At 37.2% G+C, this 20,212-nt stretch carries 17 protein-coding genes; 12 read left to right on the forward strand and 5 right to left on the reverse strand.

The features are described 5' to 3' along the window. Window positions 1-30: 30 nt before the first annotated feature. The 3 genes from R2R28_RS08380 (at window position 31) to R2R28_RS08390 (ending at window position 5,184) form a co-directional block, all read left to right on the forward strand. Window positions 31-2,451, forward strand: coding sequence for a TonB-dependent receptor (locus R2R28_RS08380; RefSeq protein ID WP_316825232.1), 2,421 nt, complete (start codon window positions 31-33; stop codon window positions 2,449-2,451). Window positions 2,452-3,082: 631 nt separating this feature from the next. Continuing rightward, window positions 3,083-4,156: a 3-phosphoserine/phosphohydroxythreonine transaminase gene (gene serC, locus R2R28_RS08385; protein WP_316825233.1), complete on the forward strand. Its 1,074-nt coding sequence runs from the start codon at window positions 3,083-3,085 to the stop codon at window positions 4,154-4,156. A gap of 77 nt (window positions 4,157-4,233) precedes the next feature. Next, window positions 4,234-5,184 carry a D-2-hydroxyacid dehydrogenase gene (locus R2R28_RS08390; RefSeq protein ID WP_316825234.1) on the forward strand — a complete coding sequence of 317 codons (951 nt, stop codon included), beginning with the start codon at window positions 4,234-4,236 and terminating at the stop codon, window positions 5,182-5,184. A gap of 176 nt (window positions 5,185-5,360) precedes the next feature. On the opposite strand, the gene R2R28_RS08395 is transcribed toward R2R28_RS08390, so the two are convergent. Together R2R28_RS08395 and R2R28_RS08400 are read right to left on the reverse strand one after the other, a co-directional pair. Beyond that, a complete protein-coding gene (locus R2R28_RS08395) occupies window positions 5,361-5,879 on the reverse strand; it encodes a hypothetical protein (RefSeq protein ID WP_316825235.1) in 519 nt (172 codons plus the stop codon). A gap of 118 nt (window positions 5,880-5,997) precedes the next feature. Further along, window positions 5,998-6,777, reverse strand: coding sequence for an SAM-dependent chlorinase/fluorinase (locus R2R28_RS08400; protein WP_316825236.1), 780 nt, complete (start codon window positions 6,775-6,777; stop codon window positions 5,998-6,000). 103 nt (window positions 6,778-6,880) lie between these two features. Between R2R28_RS08400 and R2R28_RS08405 the strand changes: the two genes are divergently transcribed. From R2R28_RS08405 to R2R28_RS08425, 5 genes are all read left to right on the forward strand, one after another. Then, on the forward strand, window positions 6,881-7,840 hold the full coding sequence (locus tag R2R28_RS08405; protein ID WP_316825237.1) for a PhoH family protein: 960 nt from the start codon (window positions 6,881-6,883) through the stop codon (window positions 7,838-7,840). Between the two features lie 94 nt (window positions 7,841-7,934). After that, complete coding sequence (locus tag R2R28_RS08410) at window positions 7,935-8,213, forward strand: hypothetical protein (RefSeq protein ID WP_316825238.1); 279 nt, start codon at window positions 7,935-7,937, stop codon at window positions 8,211-8,213. A 108-nt stretch (window positions 8,214-8,321) separates the two neighbouring features. After that, window positions 8,322-9,266: a phosphoribosylaminoimidazolesuccinocarboxamide synthase gene (locus R2R28_RS08415; protein WP_316825239.1), complete on the forward strand. Its 945-nt coding sequence runs from the start codon at window positions 8,322-8,324 to the stop codon at window positions 9,264-9,266. Between the two features lie 45 nt (window positions 9,267-9,311). Further along, on the forward strand, window positions 9,312-9,689 hold the full coding sequence (locus R2R28_RS08420) for an STAS domain-containing protein (protein WP_316825240.1): 378 nt from the start codon (window positions 9,312-9,314) through the stop codon (window positions 9,687-9,689). 69 nt (window positions 9,690-9,758) lie between these two features. Then, entirely contained in the window at window positions 9,759-10,664 is a 906-nt protein-coding gene (locus tag R2R28_RS08425) for a ribonuclease Z (protein WP_316825315.1), read from the forward strand. A gap of 631 nt (window positions 10,665-11,295) precedes the next feature. Here the strand turns inward: R2R28_RS08425 and R2R28_RS08430 are convergent. The 3 genes from R2R28_RS08430 to R2R28_RS08440 form a co-directional block, all read right to left on the reverse strand. Beyond that, a complete protein-coding gene (locus tag R2R28_RS08430) occupies window positions 11,296-12,249 on the reverse strand; it encodes an MlaD family protein (RefSeq protein WP_025146250.1) in 954 nt (317 codons plus the stop codon). A 171-nt stretch (window positions 12,250-12,420) separates the two neighbouring features. Next, on the reverse strand, window positions 12,421-13,197 hold the full coding sequence (locus R2R28_RS08435; protein ID WP_316825241.1) for an N-acetylmuramoyl-L-alanine amidase: 777 nt from the start codon (window positions 13,195-13,197) through the stop codon (window positions 12,421-12,423). Between the two features lie 9 nt (window positions 13,198-13,206). Beyond that, window positions 13,207-14,070 (reverse strand): N-acetylmuramoyl-L-alanine amidase, encoded by an 864-nt coding sequence (locus tag R2R28_RS08440; RefSeq protein ID WP_316825242.1) that lies wholly within the window; start codon window positions 14,068-14,070, stop codon window positions 13,207-13,209. A 74-nt stretch (window positions 14,071-14,144) separates the two neighbouring features. Here R2R28_RS08440 and R2R28_RS08445 point away from each other — a divergent pair, with 74 nt between their 5' ends. The 4 genes from R2R28_RS08445 to R2R28_RS08460 all read left to right on the forward strand — a co-directional run bounded on the left by R2R28_RS08445 (window position 14,145) and on the right by R2R28_RS08460 (window position 20,152). Further along, the gene (locus R2R28_RS08445) at window positions 14,145-16,805 is read left to right on the forward strand and encodes a putative LPS assembly protein LptD (RefSeq protein ID WP_316825243.1); all 2,661 of its coding nucleotides are present in this window, start codon (window positions 14,145-14,147) and stop codon (window positions 16,803-16,805) included. Between the two features lie 4 nt (window positions 16,806-16,809). Further along, window positions 16,810-18,054, forward strand: coding sequence for a competence/damage-inducible protein A (locus R2R28_RS08450; RefSeq protein WP_316825244.1), 1,245 nt, complete (start codon window positions 16,810-16,812; stop codon window positions 18,052-18,054). A gap of 56 nt (window positions 18,055-18,110) precedes the next feature. Then, window positions 18,111-19,466: a dihydrolipoamide acetyltransferase family protein gene (locus tag R2R28_RS08455; protein ID WP_316825245.1), complete on the forward strand. Its 1,356-nt coding sequence runs from the start codon at window positions 18,111-18,113 to the stop codon at window positions 19,464-19,466. Between the two features lie 71 nt (window positions 19,467-19,537). After that, window positions 19,538-20,152, forward strand: a complete 615-nt coding sequence (locus tag R2R28_RS08460) for a hypothetical protein (protein ID WP_316825246.1) — start codon at window positions 19,538-19,540, stop codon at window positions 20,150-20,152. Window positions 20,153-20,212: the final 60 nt, after the last annotated feature.

Here is a 20,212-nt window from a genome sequence, read left to right on the forward strand (position 1 = left end):
ATACCTGGTACTTTTGTCTTGATACTAAAAATGCTCAAATTTCGGCTAATCCTTTTCCTTTTAATTGCTGGTTGCGGTTTTGCAGTGGCCCAGCCTTTAGTTAGGGTTTCTGGAATAGTTTATAGCGATGAAAAACTGCCGCTGGCCCAGGTTACGGTTATTGTTTTAGGGCAGGCACAATCAACCGTTACCGATGAATTTGGCGTATACACCATCTATTCCAAATCAAAGGGTTTCAGTATTAAATATTCACTTCTGGGTTACCAGCCACAAACCATCAAGTTTAACGAGCGTTCGGGAGCAAGAATTATCAAACAGGTAAATCTGATTGCCAATATTAATGAGTTAGAGCAGGTTAATATCACCAATAAACAGAATCAGTTAAGCAACGCCACTACCATTAATATTGCAGATATACCCTCAATGCCCCTGGTTTCGGGTAATTTCGAAACCATGCTTAAAACCCTCCCCGGTGTATCTACTAATAACGAATTAAGCGCACAATACAGCGTTAGGGGAGGTAACTTTGACGAAAATTTAATTTATATCAATGATATAGAAATTAACCGGCCGGTGTTAATCCGTAACGGACAGCAGGAGGGATTGAGTTTTATCAATTCAGACCTCGTGAGTAAAGCAAAGTTCTCTGCAGGTGGCTTCGAGGCCAAATATGGCGATAAACTTTCTTCTATTTTAGATATTAAATACGATAAACCAGATAGTAATCAAACCATTTTTAGTACTAGTCTTTTAAATACCTCAATAAGCACCAAAAAGATATTTAAAAACAGTTTTCTGCTGGCTGGATTGCGCTATAAAAACAATTCAAGTGTCCTCATTAAACAGGATGAAAAGGGAAGTTATAATCCAAATTTTGCCGATGCCCAACTGTTGTATCAGTACGATTTTTCACCAAAATTTAATCTCAGTTATTTAGGTAGTTTTAACCTCGGTCAGTTTAAACTGGTGCCCACCAATAGGGAAACCCAGTTCGGAACTTTAAGCACAACACTTAGGCTAAATGTAGATTATACCGGGCAGGAGATTGATGATTACCAAACTTTGGGCAGTGCGATTACGGCTACTTATTCTCCAAAACCAAACCTGGTAATCAAGTTTATCAACAGTTACTTCAATACCATTGAAAGAGAACGTTTCGATATTAATGGCAGTTATGTTTTTGATGAAGTGGACAATTCCTTTCCAGGAGAAAACTTTGGCCCGATTAGTAAAAACAGAGGCATAGGCAGTTATTATAATTATGGAAGAAACAGCCTGAATACACAGGTTTTTACTTCAGAAATTAAGGTTGATCAAAACTTTGATAACCATGTTTTTTCATGGGGTTTAAAATTCGATAAATCGAAATACAACGATCAGTTAAATGAATATAACTATACTGATTCAGCGGGATTTATTTTACCGGATAATTCTAAAAACATTGTTTTACAAAACGTAATCAATGTAAAAAACAACATTGATATTAAAAATTACAGCGCTTACATTCAGGATAGTTATTCGCTTTCCGATTTTGCAGAATTGCAGTTAGGGGCACGTGCCACCTATAGTTCGTTAAGCAAACAGTTATTAATCAGCCCACGGATGTTAATTGCTTACCGGCCCAATTCAAACAATAAAATCCTGCGGTTTACTGCCGGAGTGTACAAGCAACCACCTTCATACCGTACCATACGAGATTTTTCAGGAAAACTGAACATCAACCAGAAGGCGCAAAGTTCTTATAATACCTCATTGGGGTATGAATATGCCTTTGATGCCTTTGGAACAAGATTAAAATTTACTTCTGAAGCTTATTTTAAATATTCCGATAGGCTTATTCCTTATAAAATTGATAACCTGAGGATAAAATACCTTGCCGATGAAATATCTCGTGGTTACGCTTATGGAGCTGATTTTAGCATTGGGGGAGAATTTGTAAAAGACCTGGTGTCCTATTTCAGGATGTCGGTAATGCATGCCAATGAAGACATTATTAACGATAGTTATGTGCAGAACGGTAAAACCATTTATCCGGGTTATTTAAAAAGACCAACCGATCAGCGTTTAAACTTCTCCATATTTTTTCAGGATAAACTGTTAAACAGCCCAACTTATAAAGTGCATTTAAATGCATTATACGGTTCACGGTTACCAATTGGCCCGTCGCAAACGCCCAGGTACCTGGATAAGTTTTTTGTCCCATCTTATAAACGTGTAGATATTGGTTTTTCAAAAGATTTTCTTGATGATGCCGCTTTACATAAACCAAAATTTTTAGATAAGAATTTCAGCTCCGTTATTTTGTTTGTAGAGGTTTTTAATATGCTAAATATTGATAACACCGTGTCGTACCTCTGGTTAAAAGATGTAGATAATGTACAATATGCCATTCCAAATTATTTAACCGGCAGGCAGTTTAATTTAAAACTAATTGTCAAATTAAAAAACTAAGTTTCAATAACTGTAAACCGGGAACTGTTAGCTGAGAAATGCAAACTGATCAGGGCGTTCCTCAATTCCATGGAATACGGAAAAGTGGCGGGCTTTTCGCGGCTGCGCTTTGCTCTGGTACCGATGAAAAATCGGTACTAAACCCTTACAACCCCTAACGCAAACCCACCGTTTTAAAAGAATCTTCAACTTTTGAAAAGCTGGTGGGGTTATTGGTCTAATTTTTAATATGCATTTTTTCCTGAATATTAATGACAATGGTTATTAGCGATTGCTGAGAGAGAATCCTTATTGCGAGAAGGCTTTTTCAGTCAACGAAGCAATCTTACAATCACTATTAGCGTACGCCCTTAAATTGCTTCTTGTCTCGCAATGATAAGCCACTATATTTAATCTATCAATGGAAGCTATATTTAGTCGTAAATTTGCTGCATTTAAATTTATCATATTTTAGAAACCTGACAGATTCGTTTCCGCTAATTTCAGTAAAACGTTTTAATTGCAAAAACTTCAATAAATTAAACGTTTTAGAGCTTTTTTTTAACAAAATTTAATTTTTTAGGGTACGATTTTATGGGCATAACTGCTTTAAAAATTTTACATTTACGCCCATAAAACATTATATAATAAGATGAAGCATAATTTTGGCGCAGGCCCTTGTATTTTACCTCAAGAAGTGTTTAAACAAGCAGCTCAGGCTGTTTTAGATTTTAACGATGGATTATCAATTTTAGAAATTTCGCACAGAACAACCGAATTTGAGGCAGTTGTTGCTGAAGCTGATAAGTTGGTAAAAGAATTATTAAATGTGCCGTCGGGTTATTCCGTTTTATTTTTACAGGGAGGTGCTAGTTTGCAGTTTGCAATGGTTCCGATGAACTTATTGGGCGACGCACAAACAGCAAGTTATTTAGATACAGGCGTTTGGGCAACAAAAGCTTTAAAAGAAGCTAAACTGATCGGTAATGTAAATGTGGTTGCTTCTTCAAAAGATGCAAACTATACTTTCATTCCAAAAGATTTTGAAATTCCTGCTGATAGTGCTTATTTCCACTATACATCAAACAATACCATTTATGGTACTGAGCTTTTCGAAGTACCTAAAACGGGTGTTCCGGTTGTTTGCGATATGTCATCTGATATTATGAGCCGTGTAATCGATGTTTCTCAGTTCGATTTGATTTATGCAGGTGCTCAAAAAAATGTTGGTCCTGCAGGTTTAACCATCGCTATTGTTAAGAATGAGGTTTTAGGTAAAATCGACCGTAAAATTCCCTCAATGTTGAACTACCAATCACATATCGATAACGATTCGATGTACAATACACCTCCTGTTTTCTCTATCTATGTAGCTTTATTAAACCTACGTTGGTTAAAATCAAAAGGTGGCGTTGCTGAGATTGAAAAAGAAAACAAACAAAAAGCTGAAGCACTTTATAGAGAAATTGATCGCAATCCTTTATTTAAAGGAACCTGTGCGGTTGAAGACCGCTCGAGAATGAATATTTGTTTTGTAATGGAAAATTCAGAATTAGAAAAACCATTCTTGAAATATGCAGAAGAGCAAGGTATTGTGGGCATTAAAGGCCACAGAAGCGTAGGTGGTTTCCGTGCTTCGATGTATAATGCATTGCCAATTACCAGTGTTCATGCATTGGTAGAGGCCATGCAGATATTTGAAGAACAACAGGCAAAAGCAAATTAATTTAAACTTTAACCACAGATGATTACCGTGATTAATTAACCCGGTAATCTTTTTCAATCTGTGTAATCATAAATACAATGATTAAGATACTAGCAAACGATGGGATTGATCCGATCGGAAAAGAATTATTAGAAAAAGCAGGTTTTCAGGTAGATACCGAAACCATTCCTCAGGATAAATTAGCAGAAGCGTTAAAAAACTATGATGCCATTACCGTTCGTAGCGCAACCAAGGTTAGAAAAGAGTTAATTGATGCCGTTCCAAATATCAAATTAATTGGTAGAGGTGGAGTTGGTATGGATAATATCGATGTAGAATATGCACGTAGTCAGGGTGTTGCGGTGGTAAATACACCAGCTGCATCTTCATTATCAGTGGCTGAATTGGTGTTCTCTCACTTGTTTACCGGGATCAGGTTTTTACAGGATGCAAACCGCAAAATGCCTGTAGAAGGTTCAACTCAATTCAATAACCTTAAAAAAGCTTACGCTAAAGGAACTGAATTAAGTGGAAAAACCATTGGTATTATAGGTTTTGGTCGTATCGGTCGTGCTACTGCAAAAGTGGCTTTAGGCTTAGGTATGAATGTTTTAGCATACGATTTATATCCATCAGAATCTGAAATTACTTTAGAATTTCAAGGTGGAAAATCGGTAAGCATTCCAGTTAAAATGGTTTCATTGGATGAAGTAATTGCAGGAAGTGATTTCTTTAGTTTACATACCCCGTTTGCCGATAAACCGATCTTAGGTGCAGAAGAATTTGCAAAAATGAAAAACGGAGTAGGTATTGTAAACTGTTCTCGTGGTGGAACAATTGATGAGCCAGCTTTAATCGAAGCATTAAATTCTGGTAAGGTTTCTTTTGCCGGTTTAGATGTTTTTGATAACGAACCTACACCTTTGGCAGAAATTTTAACTCATCCTAAAATCTCGTTAACTCCTCATATCGGAGCATCAACCAACGAGGCACAAGAACGTATTGGTACGGAATTGGCTACGTTGATTATTGAGCATTTTAAGAAATAATAATATAAATTAGACCTTATAGGTTTCAAAATCTATAAGGTCTTTATCTCTAATCCAACGCATTCGTTGTAACCCAATAGCGATAACCCAATATCGCTTTCTGAAAAGTCGTCAGCTTATTCGGATCTTTTTTATACAAACTTGGCAAAACTAACTTGTTTATCTTCGCCAGGATTTTAAACAGTCCTCTTTTCATAATTTTGCAGTTTTTTATTAAAGAAATAAAATCCACCTGCCATTACTAAAATTAAAAATGCGATGATGTAGGTTGATAAACTTCCTTTGTTTTTTTTATCTAAATCTTCCTTCAGCTGTGCATTTTGGTCCTGCAATTTTTTAATGGTACCCATGTAAGCCTCAATGCGTTCCTGAGAATTGTCCGCCACAGCTACTTTTTGCTGGTTTTGCAGGTCTTTATAATCCATCAGTATTTTAAGCTCCTTAAAAATGTTATTATCGGTTAATACCACCTGGCGGAGAATCTCATTCGAATTTTTAATATCTTTTTTCGTTTGCCAGCCAAAAATGCCGGAGCGCTGCGTTAAACTTTCATCATATTGACCAAATTTCGAGCTTCGCTCTTGCAGTAACGAATTCACTTTAACCCGTTGAGCCGCGTAAGCAGCAGTATCTTGTTGCGCGTATGCTTGAAAGCTTAATAAGATAACCAAGAGCAGATAAAAATATTTCTTCATTTGGTATAAACGCGAAAAGGGTAGAAGTTGTTTTGCTGGTTTACTGGTTCACTAGCCATTAGTTCATTGGTTGGGTTCAACTAGTGAAATCAAGCTTAGTCTTTAAGCATTAATCTCATTAAGAATGAAACTCAACCCTAACAATATCGCCAAGGTGTAAGCCCAGTAACCCACTGGCTTTTCCTTTGTTAATGGCGATTTCCAAATGATTGCTAATACCAAAGAGGCAAAGTTTTTCACCCTCCTGTACTTCGTTGTAATGCCAGCTTAGTTGTGTAATGGTTTCGCTCTTTCTAAAGTGTAAGGTAAAGTCGCGGTTTTTTTGGATTTTAGTAAAAAGATCTTTGGTAATATTCGTAATTACGTTGCAAAAAGTATCAATATACACCACACTTCCCCTGATTACATCACGCTCAATTACAGGGTGTAAAAGCATCTTTTGCTCAATCTCCGCTACAGGTAAACCAATCTCTTTCAGTTTGCCTCCTTTAGCCAGGTGAGTTGCTGCCTTTACAAAAATATCAACCAATGGAAAATGCAGGTATTTTAAATCCTGCATAATGTTCAACTCCACCACATCTTCCGGAACATCATCAAAAAGAAGAGAAAAAATTCCATTATCTGCGCCTACAAAATAATGATCCCGATGCTTTACTGCAATGTATTTGGTGTTTTCGCTATACACAGAATCAATGCCGATTAAATGTACGGTATTCTTCGGGAAGTAAGGATAAGCGTTTTTAAGAACGAAGGCCGCATAAGAAATATTGAATGATGGAACTTCGTGGGTAATATCAACTAAATTAACATTAGGCATAAGACTAAACAGACTACCTTTAAGAGCACTCTGGTAAAAATCTTTTGAACCTAAATCTGTTGTTAAAGTAATTATCCCCATTAAAAATTCATTATTATTGCTTATTCTTGTGTACAGGCCTAAGCGTCTGCAAATATTCAAATTTTAATTAATATACCCCGATAACTTTTTAAAATACTACAGTTTGAACGAATTAAAATTAACCCTGGATACCGTAAATCCTGCTCACTTTTGGGGGCCGAACAATGAGAATTACGAAATGATTAAAGGTGCTTTCGCGAAGTTAAAACTGGTAGCGAGAGGGAGTGACGTTAAGGTTCTCGGTGATGAACAGGAACTTAAGGCTTTCGAGGAGAAGTTTAACCAACTGATTGCACACCTCGAAAAATATAGCTCACTCAGCAATAATGATGTAGAAACAATACTGGGCGCAAAGGCTGCTGGTGTAGTAAAAAAAGATGTAGAACAACCAACCGGAGGTGGCGGAGAGGTAATTGTTTTCGGAACTAACGGGTTATTGGTAAAAGCAAGAACCGCAAACCAGCGCAAAATGGTAAGCAGTATTGCAAAAAATGATATCCTTTTTGCCATTGGCCCTGCCGGAACCGGAAAGACCTATACTGCCGTAGCCTTAGCGGTGAGGGCATTAAAAAATAAAGAGATTAAGCGGATCATTTTAACACGACCGGCAGTTGAGGCAGGGGAGAACCTTGGTTTTTTACCGGGAGATTTAAAAGAAAAAATCGATCCGTATTTACGCCCGCTTTACGATGCGTTGGATGATATGATCCCTGCTGAAAAGTTGAAATTCTATATCGAAAACCGTACAATAGAAATTGCTCCTTTGGCCTTTATGCGTGGCCGTACCTTAGATAACTGCTTTGTGATCCTGGATGAGGCGCAAAACGCTACCGATATGCAGTTAAAAATGTTTTTAACACGTATGGGCCCAACAGCAAAATTTATTGTTACGGGCGATGTTACACAGATAGATTTACCCAAAAAGCAGATGTCGGGCCTATTTAACGGCTTAAGGATTTTGGAAGATATTAAAGGCATCGATATTATTTACCTGAGTGGCGAAGATGTAGTACGACATAAACTGGTAAAAGATATCCTGAAAGCTTACGGTGATATTCAGTAAATGGGAAATGTAAGATGGATCATGTAAAACGGGAAAGATTGAAGTCTTTTAAAAACGTCATCCATCTTACATCAATACATCTTACATCATAATTATGGAAAGTATTAATTTAGAAAATAATTTGAAGCTTTCTTTTGAAAAATTGCCTCATACCATACGGCTGATCATTTCAAAAACTGATGAAGTATGGGTTTGTAAAAAGGAAACACTTAAAAAGCTCTTCGAATTTGTTAATATTGATCAGGCACACGTCTTTAGAGGAAGGCTTCAGTTGATTAAAATTGATGATCGTATTACAATTCAGATCAAGAATGAAAATATCAGCACCATTTCAGCGAACACTTTTAAAGAGGTATTGAACAAATTAAAATAATCAAACCCCCGTAGCTTATTAACTGCGGGGGTTTTTAATAAATTATATCTTCGGACTTGTGACCTTTGTCTTCGGACTTTCGGACTTTTTCCCTATTTTTACTGCCTCATGAAAGCACTAAAAGAAACTCATTTCAATTTCCCGGATCAAAGTAATTTTTATAAAGGTAAAGTACGCGATGTATACACTATAGCCGATCAATCGATGGTGATGGTGGTATCCGATCGTATTTCTGCATTTGATGTGGTATTGCCCGAAGCGATTCCATTTAAAGGACAGGTGTTAAACCAGATCGCGGCTAAATTTTTAGCAGCTACTCAGGATATCGTTCCAAACTGGGTTTTGTCTGTTCCAGATCCAATGGTTACCATTGGTCGTATCTGTGAGCCTTTTAAAGTAGAAATGGTAATCAGAGGTTACTTAGCTGGCCATGCCTGGCGTGAGTACAGTGCTGGCAAACGTTCTGTTTGTGGTGTTGCTTTGCCAGAAGGCTTAAAAGAAAACGATAGATTGCCTCAGCCGATCATAACCCCAACTACAAAAGCATCAGTAGGGCATGATGAAGATATCTCAAAAGAGGATATTTTGGCTAAAGGCATTGTTTCTATTACAGATTACGAAAAGTTAGAAGAATATACTTACGCATTATACCAACGTGGAACTGAGATTGCTGCCAAAAGCGGATTGATTTTAGTAGATACTAAATACGAATTTGGTAAAGCTGATGGTGTAATTTATCTGATAGACGAAATTCATACGCCAGATTCTTCACGTTATTTTTACGCTGAAGGTTATCAGGAACGTCAGGATAATGATGAGGCACAAAAACAACTTTCGAAAGAATTTGTAAGAAAATGGTTGATTGAAAATGGCTTTCAGGGAAAAGACGGTCAGGTGATACCTGAAATGACACCGGAAATCGTAAATTCAATTTCCGAACGTTATATCGAACTTTACGAACAGATTGTTGGTGAGACCTTTATAAAAGCTGATGCTGATGCAATTTCGAGCCGTATTGAAGCCAATGTTTTAAAGGCCTTAGAAAGCTTATAAAATTCGAAAGAAATTTATACATTAGTAAAATTAAAGATTAGAGAGATGAAATTTTCAGTAGATAAACACGATAAATATGTAAGCTTAAAATTAGAAGAAACTAAGTTTACAAATGATAATGCCCCAGGCTTAAAATCAGAATTCTATTTACTTAATGCAGAGGGCTTTCAAAACATTATTGTTGATTTAAGCCATGTTACCGAGTGTAACGATGCACAGGATTTAAGCTGTTTATTGGTTGGCGACAGGCTATGCAAATCAGCCGGTGGGTTATTTATCGTAACCGGTATTAATGATGAACTGGCATCAATTATCGAATTATCAAACATATTTCAATCTGTAACGTTTGTTAATACATTAGACGAAGCAACAGATTTCATCTTTATGGATGAGTTGGAGAAAGAGTTTAGAGGCGCTAAATAATAATAATTTATATAACATTACGGCCTCGTAGTTTCTAAAAATCTACGGGGCTTTTTATATCTGATCATGATGAAGTTTGAAGTTACCATTTTAGGAAGCAGTTCTGCAACACCTGTATTTAACAGGAATCCATCGGCACAGCTTTTAAATTGTAACGAAAAATACTATTTGATCGATTGTGGCGAAGGTACCCAACAGCAACTGGCCAGGTTTAACCTCAAGGCGGCCCGTATCGATTATATTTTCATTAGTCATTTACATGGCGATCATTATTTTGGCTTAATCGGATTGTTGTCTAGTTTGCACTTAAATGGCAGAATTAAACCAATACAAATTTTTGGTCCGGGGCCTTTATTGGAGATTTTAGAGATTCAGTTTAAATATTCTGATACAATTTTGAGGTATCCGATTGAGTTTTTCCCTATCGAGGCTGATCAATCCACCCAAATTTTTGAAAATAGCGATCTGACGGTAAAAACCATTGTTTTAAACCACCGCATTCCGACTACAGGCTTTATTTTTCAGCAAAAGAAAAGACAGCGTAAACTCATCAAAGAAAAAGCAGATGACGTACCAATGGCTTATTATACTGCATTAAAAAAAGGGAATGATGTAGAATTGCCAAATGGTGATATTTTGCGCAGTGACGATTATACAACAGAACCTGATGCGCCAAGATGTTATGCCTATTGTTCTGATACTTTATTTGATGAACGTTACTTTTCTACCATAAAAGATTGCGATACATTATACCACGAATCAACGTTTATGCACGATCTTTTGGATAGGGCAAACGAAACACACCACACTACGGCTTTACAGGCAGGAGAAGTAGCTAAAATTACAGGAGCAAAAAAGTTACTCATCGGTCATTTCTCTTCACGCTACAAAACTTTACAGATGCTTTTAGAGGAAGCACAATCAGTTTTCGAAAATACGGAGTTGGCTGTTGAGGGGAGGACTTTCCAGCTTTAATATTCAACCACTGAGGTTCACAGAGCGCTAGGTATATCCGGATCCGTTATCCTGAACTTGTTTCAGGATTGAATGAACAAATTATTCAAATTCTTTCTCCTAAAAAAGACGCTACAGCCTGTCCTGTTTTTACGGGTAAATAATCTTAATGCGTACCCTGGTAGCGATCGTTGTAATGTCGCTTTCTCAGTTAAAGAAATCTTCTAGCAATACAGACAGATTCCAACAGAAAAGTCGTCATCTCGACCGAAGCAATGCGAAGTGGAGATCTCTCTTTAGTTAGATTTCCCGACTGCGTTGCACTCCGCCCGATATGACGGTAACTAGAATGGATCTGTACGTGTAGATTAATTGCTGTGTATGTGTTTCCATGGCAAAAAATAAGCTAGTGAAACTTACCATAATTTAAAGATCCTTCACTGCGTTCAGGATGACAAAAGAGTTGAGTTAACCAATTTTTCGTGTTCATGTTTCCGTGGCAAAAAAACGAGTCAATTTTGCTGGTAAAGATCCTTCACTGCGTTCAGGATGACAATTGGTAGAGCGGATTTCGTGACAAAACCAGGAATTTAGTCACAAAAAAAGCCTTACAATTTAAAACTGTAAGGCCTTCTGATTTTATAAAAATTAATTACTTATCTTTTTTATTTCCACCACCAAATACTGAGAAGTGTACATAACGTTTAGGATTTGCTTTTAAATCAATCATTAACTCATCCAGGTTTTTAGAAGCATTGGTTAAATTCTGATACATTTTATCATCATTTAATAATAAACCTAAACTACCTTTTCCACCTTTAATGCCTGAGATTACACTTTGTAAATCAGCAATGGCATTGTTTGCATTATCTAAGGTTTGTTTAAAATTAGCTGCAGCAAACTTATCGGTAACCGTATTGATATTGGTTAAAATATCGCTGATTTTTTGATTGTTGTTATTTAAGTTAGCGGTAATGCCTTCTACATTTTTAAAAATAGCTTCAATACGTTTGCTTTCGGAACCTACTAAACCATCAACTTTTTTAGAAGTAGTTTCTAACGATGCTAAGGTACCTGCAATACTGTTAAAACTTTTATCTACGTTTTTCTGGAAATTAGGATTCAGGATAGAGTTAACACTGCTCAATATAGAATCCATTTTGCCAATAATTAATTCTGCTTTTTTCTGTACAGGCTGTACCTGCTCCATTAATCCTTTTTCTACATTGGCATTTAGTGTATAACCATCTTCAGCCATTTTTTTAGAGTTACCTAACGACATTACAATGGCTTTGCTCCCTAAAAGGTCAGTACCTTCTAAACGGGCAATACTGTTTTCAGGAATTTCGTATTTACTGTTTACATTTAAGGTTGCAATTACAGTCCCATCATGCTGCAGCTCCAGTTTGGCAACACGACCAATCTGATAACCATTAATTAATATCGGTTTTGAAACAGTTAAACCATCTACCCTGGTGTATTTAGCATATAGTGTTGTTTCGTTTGAAAAAATGGAATTACCTTTTAAAAAATTATATCCAATAATTAGTAAAGCTATGGCAAATGCGGCTAAAATACCTACTTTGGTTTCGTTCTTAATCTTCATAAGTGTGTTATTTATGCTGCAGATTTTAGTTTGTTTTTAAAACCTGCTGGAGCGTTATTTCTTTTTTGTAACGTTAAACTTTATAAATACACAAAGTTTACATCAATTGTTTTGTTTGGTACTCGATTATATTTTCTGTAAAGTTAAAATAACTATCATTTATAATGCCACTTATTTAACTTCAATATTTTTTTTATACGTTTTTATTGCTTCCAGAATAGAATTAGCAATTTCATTCTGCCCTTTTTGCGAATTAATGTATTTTTCTTCTTCTGTATTGGAGATAAAACCCACTTCTGTTAAAACGGCAGGCATACCACAACGCTGCAATACCAGAACGCCTTGTTCTTTAACCCCACGGCTAAACCTTTCGTCCCTGCTGATATAGCTGTTCTGGATCAGTTTGGCAAATTTAATGCTTTTATCCCGAAAGGTATTTTTTAATAGCGATAAAAGAATAAAACTACTGGGGTTGCTGGGATCGTAACCATCATATTTGCTTTTATAGTTCTTTTCCAACTTAATATCGGCATTTTCACGGATGGCAGCATCCTGCTCTTTTAAGCGGTGCGAACCTGCCACTAAAGTTTCTACTCCTTTAATATGTTTGTTTCCCGGCGGCATAGAATTACAATGAACAGAAATAAAAAGATCAGCATTGGCTTCGTTTGCTATTTCAGCACGTCGGTAAAGGTCTACGTCAATATCTGTTTTACGGGTAAAGATAACTTTAATATCAGGCAGTTCTTCCTTGATCAGTTCGCCAAGTTTTAATCCAACTTTTAATGAAATATCTTTTTCTTTGGTAAAGCTGCCCGAGGCACCTGGTTTTCTGCCACCATGGCCGGGATCAATAACAATGGTTTTAATTTTATACCCTTGGGCAAACGAATGTTTAACGGCAAAAATGGAGAGGAGAAATATCGTTATCAGAAGTTTAATCTTCATCTATATTGATTAAAATGAGGTTTCGGCTATACGTTTATAATTTTTAATTGCCCTGATGATACCGCTTACAATTTCGTTCTGTCCTTCTTGCGAGTTCATATAATCTTCGTCTTCAGGATTACTTACAAAGCCAATTTCGGTTAAAACCGCTGGCATAGCAGCACGCGCCAATACTGCAAGGCTTTTTTCCTGTACACCACGGTTAGTTCGCCCTGCATTAACATACTCTTGTTGCAACATCGAAGCAAACTTTAAACTCCTATCCCTGTTGGTTTGTTTCATTAAAGATAACATAATATCATTTTCAGGCGTATTTGCAATAAAGCCTTCATAATTTTTCTGGTAGTTATCTTCGAGGAACATCGAAGCATTTTCCCTTTTTATTACTTCGTCCTGCTCACCTAAACGGCCAGTTCCCGATACAAAAGTTTCAGTTCCCCTGGTAGAAGTGCTTTTGGAAGTAACGGTTGTATAAACCGGAACTTTTCTTCCCCTCACTTTTTTGTAATAATCAACCACTCTCGAAACCCTTACCGGCATATCGTTTAAGTGGATAGAGATAAATAAATCAGCCTTGGCATTATTGGCAATGTTGATACGTTCGTATAAAGGAATAAAAACATCAGTTTGCCTAGTGTAAATTACCTTTATATCTTTTAAGCTGTCTTGAAGAGCCTTGCCCAGATTTAGCGCCGTTTTAAGCGCAACGTCTTTTTCTTTCGAATATACGCCATGTGTGGCGCCATCCTTGCCGCCGTGGCCTGCATCAATTACAATTGTTTTAATTTTATATTCTTGCGCAAAGGCTTGATTATCAATTGCATTTGACAATGCTAAATAAATAATAAATGTTAAAATGGATTTAAGATACATCAATGGTATATTTTTCACTAATTTTGAACGTTTTTGATTAAACATTTGTGCAAAAATAACATTCAAATACGAATTTGAAACTTCTTAAGAGCTCTATTTTACTAATTTCTGTCATTTTATTAACACTCGTTGTTGGTAAAGCTAACGCATTTTCGCGATTTTCATTGCAACAGATCATTCAACAAGACACTACAAAAAAGGATACTGCTAAAAAAACAGGCAAAAATAACAGCAGTATCGATCAAAAGGTAGAGTACAAGGCAGAGGACTCCGTAAAAATGAGTGCCGATAAAAATATTGTTTATCTATATGGAAATGCCAGGGTTATTTATGGTGATTTTGAGCTGGATGCGAGTTATATTAAATATGATAAAAAGCAGAACACCATTTTTGCCAGGGGTGTTAAAGATCCTAAAACCGGAAGATATACGGGCAGGCCGATTTTTAAATCAGGTGCTGACGGAACTGCGATAGCCGATTCTATTTTTTACAATTCTGAAACAACAAGGGCCAAAGTTTATGGTGTTTTTTCTGAACAGGAGGGTGGATTTTTCTCTGGTGGACAAAGTAAAAAACAAATAGATGATGAACTGCACATTAAAAATGTAATGTACAGTACCTGTAATTTACCGCATCCACACTTTGGATTAATGATTTCGAAAGGTGTGGTAACCGAAAAACAGATTATTACCGGACCGGTTTATATGATTATAGAGGATATTCCTACCTTTTTAGGACTTCCTTTTGCCTTTTTTCCCAAGCAGAACAAACGGACCTCAGGTGTGATTTTACCAACACCTGGTGAAGATGCAACACGGGGATTTTTCCTTCAGAATGGTGGCTATTACCTGGGTTTGAACGATTACTGGGATGCCAAACTAATGGGGTCAATCTACACCAACGGATCTTATGAAACCAGCGTATTGAGTAATTATACCAAGCGTTATAAATATAATGGTAACATTAATTTATCGTATTCCAGCTTTAAAGATGGTTTAGAGGGTACAGAAGCATTTGCAAACCCGACAAAAAACTTTAGCATTAACTGGAGCCATAGCCAAAATGCCAATGCCAATCCTGGAACTACCTTTAGCGCAAGTGTAAGGTTGGTATCAACCGGAAGAAAAGGTTATTACAGAAACACGGCAGCAGGTACCACTTACGATATTAATACCATTGCAACCAACTCTACCAGTAGTAGTGTGAGTTATGCCAAAGCCTATTCAAACGGGATGAATTTCGCTTTGTCCGGATCTGTTGACCAGACTTTAAGTACAAGGGCAATTTCTGTAAGGTTACCTGAGATAACTTTCAATGTACCGACTTTTAATCCCTTCAGTTCAAAAAATGCAGTTGGCGAACAAAAATGGTATCAAAAAATAACAGTAGGTTACAGTTTGCAAGGCATAAACCGGATTGATACTTTTGATAGTTTATTATTTCAAAATGATGGTTTAAAACGCTTAAGAAGTGGTTTTTCGCATAGTATCCCTGTAAATATGTCGTTTACCGCTTTAAAATACCTGAATTTTAGTATGGGTGGTACTTATAATGAGGTTTGGAATTTCCAGAATGTAAACAGAAGGTACACCAGGTACGATGATAATACCTATAGCTTTAGAGAAGATACAATAAGTGGCTTTAAAAGAGCAGGTAGTTACAGTTTATCAACCAGTTTATCGACCAAAATTTATGGAAGAAGAGATTTTAATCCGGCTGGGAAAATCCAGGCATTAAGGCATGTAATGACACCAAATATGTCGTTCTCTTATTCTCCTGATTTTACCAAAGCGGGATCTGGTCCTTATAAACCTGCCATCGATCAAAACGGTAATCCCATTTACATAAGCGGACAGCCTTTAAAATATTCCATTTTTGATGGGATGGCACAACCAGGTTCGTTTGGCGGACCTAATGCCTCTATTGGGTTCGGATTGGATAATACCGTCGAGTTGAAAGTGCGGAATAAAAATGATACAACCGGAACCGGATCGAAGAAGATTCCGATTATACAGGGATTAAGTTTTAGTGGTTCATATAATTTCTTAGCTACTTCGTACAAGCTTTCAAACATCGGTTTTAGCGGTCGTTCTCAGTTTACCGATAAATTAGGGATCAACTATAATGGAACATTAGATCCTTATTCACTTGGAGCCGATACTATACCGGGTTCTACATTAAAGATCAGACAAGACCGTTATTTCTGGCAAAGTGGCAAATTTTTACCGCGATTAGCCAATTTTGGTTTCTCTTTCGATTATAGTTTAAACCCTGAGGCATTAAAACGTAAAAATGAAGCCAATGATAAATTGGGCGATGCTGCTAATAAAAAAGGCCTAACTGATATCCAGTCGGAGCAACTGGCAGCCATTAGCCGTGATCCTAATGCTTTTGTTGATTTCAACATTCCATGGAATTTCTCGTTCTCTTATAGTTTCCAATATTCAAATGACGGAAATACGACTACAACTACAAATACATTAAACTTTAATGGCGATGTTAACCTAACCCCTAAGTGGAAGGTTACTTTTAACTCTGGTTACGATTTTAAGAATAATGGTTTAACACCGATGAACCTGGCCATATACCGCGATTTACATTGCTGGGATATGAGTGTAAACTGGGTTCCTTATGGTGCTTATAAAAGTTATTCAGTAACTATTAAAGTTAAAGCATCAATATTGCAGGATTTGAAATTGAGCAAAAGACAAGGTTTTTACAGCACATACCGATAAATTTATGCTAGCCGAAATTATTACCATTGGCGATGAGATTCTCATTGGCCAGATTGTAGATACGAATTCTGCCTGGATGGCGAAACAGTTAAACCTGATAGGCGTTTCCGTTAAACAGATTACTTCTGTTTCTGATGAAGAACAACATATTCTCGAAGCTTTAGCCCAGGCCGAAAAACGTGCCGATATTATTCTGATTACCGGTGGTTTGGGGCCAACCAAGGATGATATCACTAAAAAAACCTTAGCGAAATATTTCAACATGGGCTTTCGCAATGATGCCGGTGCTTTAGAGATGGTCCGCCAGATATTTGAAAAATATAAACGCCCCTTACTGGATGTCAATATTCAGCAGGCTGATGTTCCTGATGGTTGCGAGGTAATTGTAAATAGAAACGGTACTGCCCCTTGTATGTGGTTTGAGCAGAATGACCGGATTTTTGTTTCTATGCCAGGTGTGCCTTACGAAATGATGTATTTAATGGACGACGAAATCCTGCCAAGAATTACCAGCAGGTTTAAACTTCCATCAATCGTTCATAAAACCATTCTTACTGCAAATATCGGCGAATCGTTTTTAGCCAAAGAGATTGAAGAAATAGAGGATAGTTTACCCCCACATATTAAATTGGCATATTTGCCAAAATTAGGTCAGGTGCGTTTGCGTTTGTCGGCTAAAGGTGATCATGAAGCAGATCTTAAAGCCGAAGTTGAAATATATGCCAAACAGATCATTGCCAAAGTAAATAAATTTGTAGTGATTGATGAAGATATTGCGTTGGAGAAAGCCATTCTCAATATCATGAAAGAAAAAGGCCTAACCTTATCAACGGCAGAAAGCTGTACTGGTGGATATATTGCACATTTAATTACGCAACATCCGGGCTGCTCTTCAGTTTATTGGGGCGGGGCAGTAGCTTATGCTTATGAGCTGAAAGAATCAATCCTTGGTGTAAAAGCACATACTTTAAGCACTTTCGGCGCAGTAAGCGAGCAAACCGTAACCGAAATGGCCGAAGGTGCAGTAAAACATTTTAAAACTGATTATGCCATTGCCGTTAGCGGCATTGCCGGACCTGATGGTGGAACAGAAGATAAACCGGTTGGTACCGTATGGATTGCAATTTCTTCAAAACATAAAACTGTAGCTAAGGTGTTTAATTTCAGCAACAAACGGATTCAAAACATCGAGCGCTCGGCAGCATCTGCACTAACCATGCTATTAAATCTACTTAAAGAAGCAGTTTAGAACGAATAAAAACTGTATTTTTGTGGCGTTACCAATATAAAATACTGTAATTTAATATGGCTCAATACGAACTATTGTTACCAAAAATGGGTGAAAGTGTTGCGGAAGCAACGGTGATTAAATGGCTAAAACAACCGGGAGATCTGATTGATTTAGACGAAACCGTTCTGGAAATCGCTACGGATAAGGTTGATTCTGAAGTTCCTTCGCCCGTGGCCGGTAAATTGGTAAAACGGTTATTTAATGAAGGTGATGTTGCCCAGGTGGGCGATGTAATTGCCATTATTGAAACTGGCGCAGCAAATACTCCAACTGTTGAGGTTCCTGTTACGGAAGAACCAATTGCTGAAGAGAAAACAGAAACTATTCCGGGTATAGCGCAACTTCCGTCTGAAAATACAACTGTAGCGCCTGATTTTAGCGCTTCTGATCGATTTTATTCTCCGTTGGTGAAAAGTATTGCCGCACAGGAAAATATTTCGCTGGCAGAGCTTGATTCAGTTAAAGGTTCTGGCGCTGATGGTCGTTTAAATAAAGACGACCTGCTGGACTATATCGCCAATAAAAACGGTGGAAAAATTGCAGTCAAGACGGTTATCTTAAGCCCGCCTGCACCTCCGGTAAACGAAACGGCAGCACCAAAAGCAGTACCTGCACCTGAAGTTGCAACTTCAAATAAACCATCTACAACCAGTATAAATGGCGCGGATGAAGTGATTGAAATGGACAGGATGCGTAAACTGATAGCCGACCATATGGTAATGAGTAAAACCACTTCGCCACACGTAACTTCGTTTGTAGAAGCCGATGTTACGAATATGGTTTTATGGCGCAATAAAGTAAAAAACAGTTTCGAGAAACGTGAAAACGAAAAAATAACCTTTACGCCCATATTTGTAGAGGCCGTTGCAAAAGCAATAAAAGATTTTCCGATGATCAATGTTTCGGTAAATGGAACGCAAATCATCAAAAAGGGTAATATCAATATCGGTATGGCTGCTGCTTTACCAAGTGGGAATTTAATTGTTCCGGTAATCAGAAATGCTGATCAGTTAAATTTAGTAGGTTTAACCAAAGCAGTTAACGATTTAGCAGCCAGGGCGAGGAATTCTAAATTAAAACCTGATGAAACGCAAGGTGGAACTTTTACCTTAACTAATGTGGGTAGCTTTGGAAACGTAATGGGCACACCGATTATCAACCAGCCCCAGGTAGCTATTTTAGCAGTTGGTGCCATTAAAAAGAAACCGGCAGTTTTAGAAACCGAACATGGTGACGTAATTGCCATCAGGCATATGATGTTCTTGTCGTTATCTTACGATCATAGGGTAGTAGATGGTTCATTAGGTGGAATGTTTGTGCGTAGGGTAGCCGATTATTTAGAAAGCTGGGACCTGAACAGAGAAATTTAGTCAGTTTACAGTTTGTAATTAACAGTTTACAGTTGGCATAGGCCAGCAATTTACCAGTTTAACAATCAAAAATGTTAGCTTCAAATTTAAAATCTATAGTTTCGGATAATGTATTGCATGCCAAATGGTTAAATACGTTATCTTACATGGAAAATGCAGGTGCAAAAAAGATTTCGGCTTCTGAGCATAAAGAAAATGTAAACCTGATTATCCTTAAACACGCGGCAGAAGAACACCGTCATGCCTATTATTTAAAAAAGCAGATTTCAAAAGTAGACGAGGCGCTCTGTAAAACTTATACCAATGCCGAGCTACTTTCACCAAACCATACAAAATATTATTTACATGCCTTAGATATCGCTGTTTGCCGTTATTTAAAAGCTGTATTTAATCTGTCAGGTTACGATTTAAAATTTGCTGCATATTTATTTGTAACCTATGCAATTGAAGTCCGTGCTGATGAATTGTATCCAATTTACCAAACGGTTTTAGATGAGGCAAAAAGCAAGGTAAACGTCAAATCGATTATCCTGGAAGAAGAAGGTCACCTGGAAGAAATGATGAACCAGTTGGTTAGCTTTTCTGACGATTGGGAAAATCATGCTGCCGAAGTCATCAAAATCGAAAAAGCTTTATTTGATAACTGGGTTACTGCTTTAGCTGCAGAGTTGCCAGTAAGTGCCTAAATTCAGATATTCGTCATTGAGAGAAGGCTTTTTCAGCAGACGAAGCAATCTTATTGATTG

The sequence above is a fragment of the Pedobacter miscanthi genome (assembly GCF_032678605.1).
Lineage (GTDB): Bacteria > Bacteroidota > Bacteroidia > Sphingobacteriales > Sphingobacteriaceae > Pedobacter > Pedobacter miscanthi_A.

Excerpts from the sequence above, each read along its gene's own strand:
- R2R28_RS08380 (WP_316825232.1), top strand. The coding sequence starts at position 31 with ATGCTCAAATTTCGGCTAATCCTTTTCCTTTTAATTGCTGGTTGCGGT.
- serC (WP_316825233.1), top strand. The coding sequence starts at position 3,083 with ATGAAGCATAATTTTGGCGCAGGCCCTTGTATTTTACCTCAAGAAGTG.
- R2R28_RS08390 (WP_316825234.1), top strand. The coding sequence starts at position 4,234 with ATGATTAAGATACTAGCAAACGATGGGATTGATCCGATCGGAAAAGAA.
- R2R28_RS08395 (WP_316825235.1), bottom strand. The coding sequence starts at position 5,879 with ATGAAGAAATATTTTTATCTGCTCTTGGTTATCTTATTAAGCTTTCAA.
- R2R28_RS08400 (WP_316825236.1), bottom strand. The coding sequence starts at position 6,777 with ATGGGGATAATTACTTTAACAACAGATTTAGGTTCAAAAGATTTTTAC.
- R2R28_RS08410 (WP_316825238.1), top strand. The coding sequence starts at position 7,935 with ATGGAAAGTATTAATTTAGAAAATAATTTGAAGCTTTCTTTTGAAAAA.
- R2R28_RS08415 (WP_316825239.1), top strand. The coding sequence starts at position 8,322 with ATGAAAGCACTAAAAGAAACTCATTTCAATTTCCCGGATCAAAGTAAT.
- R2R28_RS08420 (WP_316825240.1), top strand. The coding sequence starts at position 9,312 with ATGAAATTTTCAGTAGATAAACACGATAAATATGTAAGCTTAAAATTA.
- R2R28_RS08425 (WP_316825315.1), top strand. The coding sequence starts at position 9,759 with ATGAAGTTTGAAGTTACCATTTTAGGAAGCAGTTCTGCAACACCTGTA.
- R2R28_RS08430 (WP_025146250.1), bottom strand. The coding sequence starts at position 12,249 with ATGAAGATTAAGAACGAAACCAAAGTAGGTATTTTAGCCGCATTTGCC.
- R2R28_RS08435 (WP_316825241.1), bottom strand. The coding sequence starts at position 13,197 with ATGAAGATTAAACTTCTGATAACGATATTTCTCCTCTCCATTTTTGCC.
- R2R28_RS08440 (WP_316825242.1), bottom strand. The coding sequence starts at position 14,070 with ATGTATCTTAAATCCATTTTAACATTTATTATTTATTTAGCATTGTCA.
- R2R28_RS08450 (WP_316825244.1), top strand. The coding sequence starts at position 16,810 with ATGCTAGCCGAAATTATTACCATTGGCGATGAGATTCTCATTGGCCAG.
- R2R28_RS08455 (WP_316825245.1), top strand. The coding sequence starts at position 18,111 with ATGGCTCAATACGAACTATTGTTACCAAAAATGGGTGAAAGTGTTGCG.
- R2R28_RS08460 (WP_316825246.1), top strand. The coding sequence starts at position 19,538 with ATGTTAGCTTCAAATTTAAAATCTATAGTTTCGGATAATGTATTGCAT.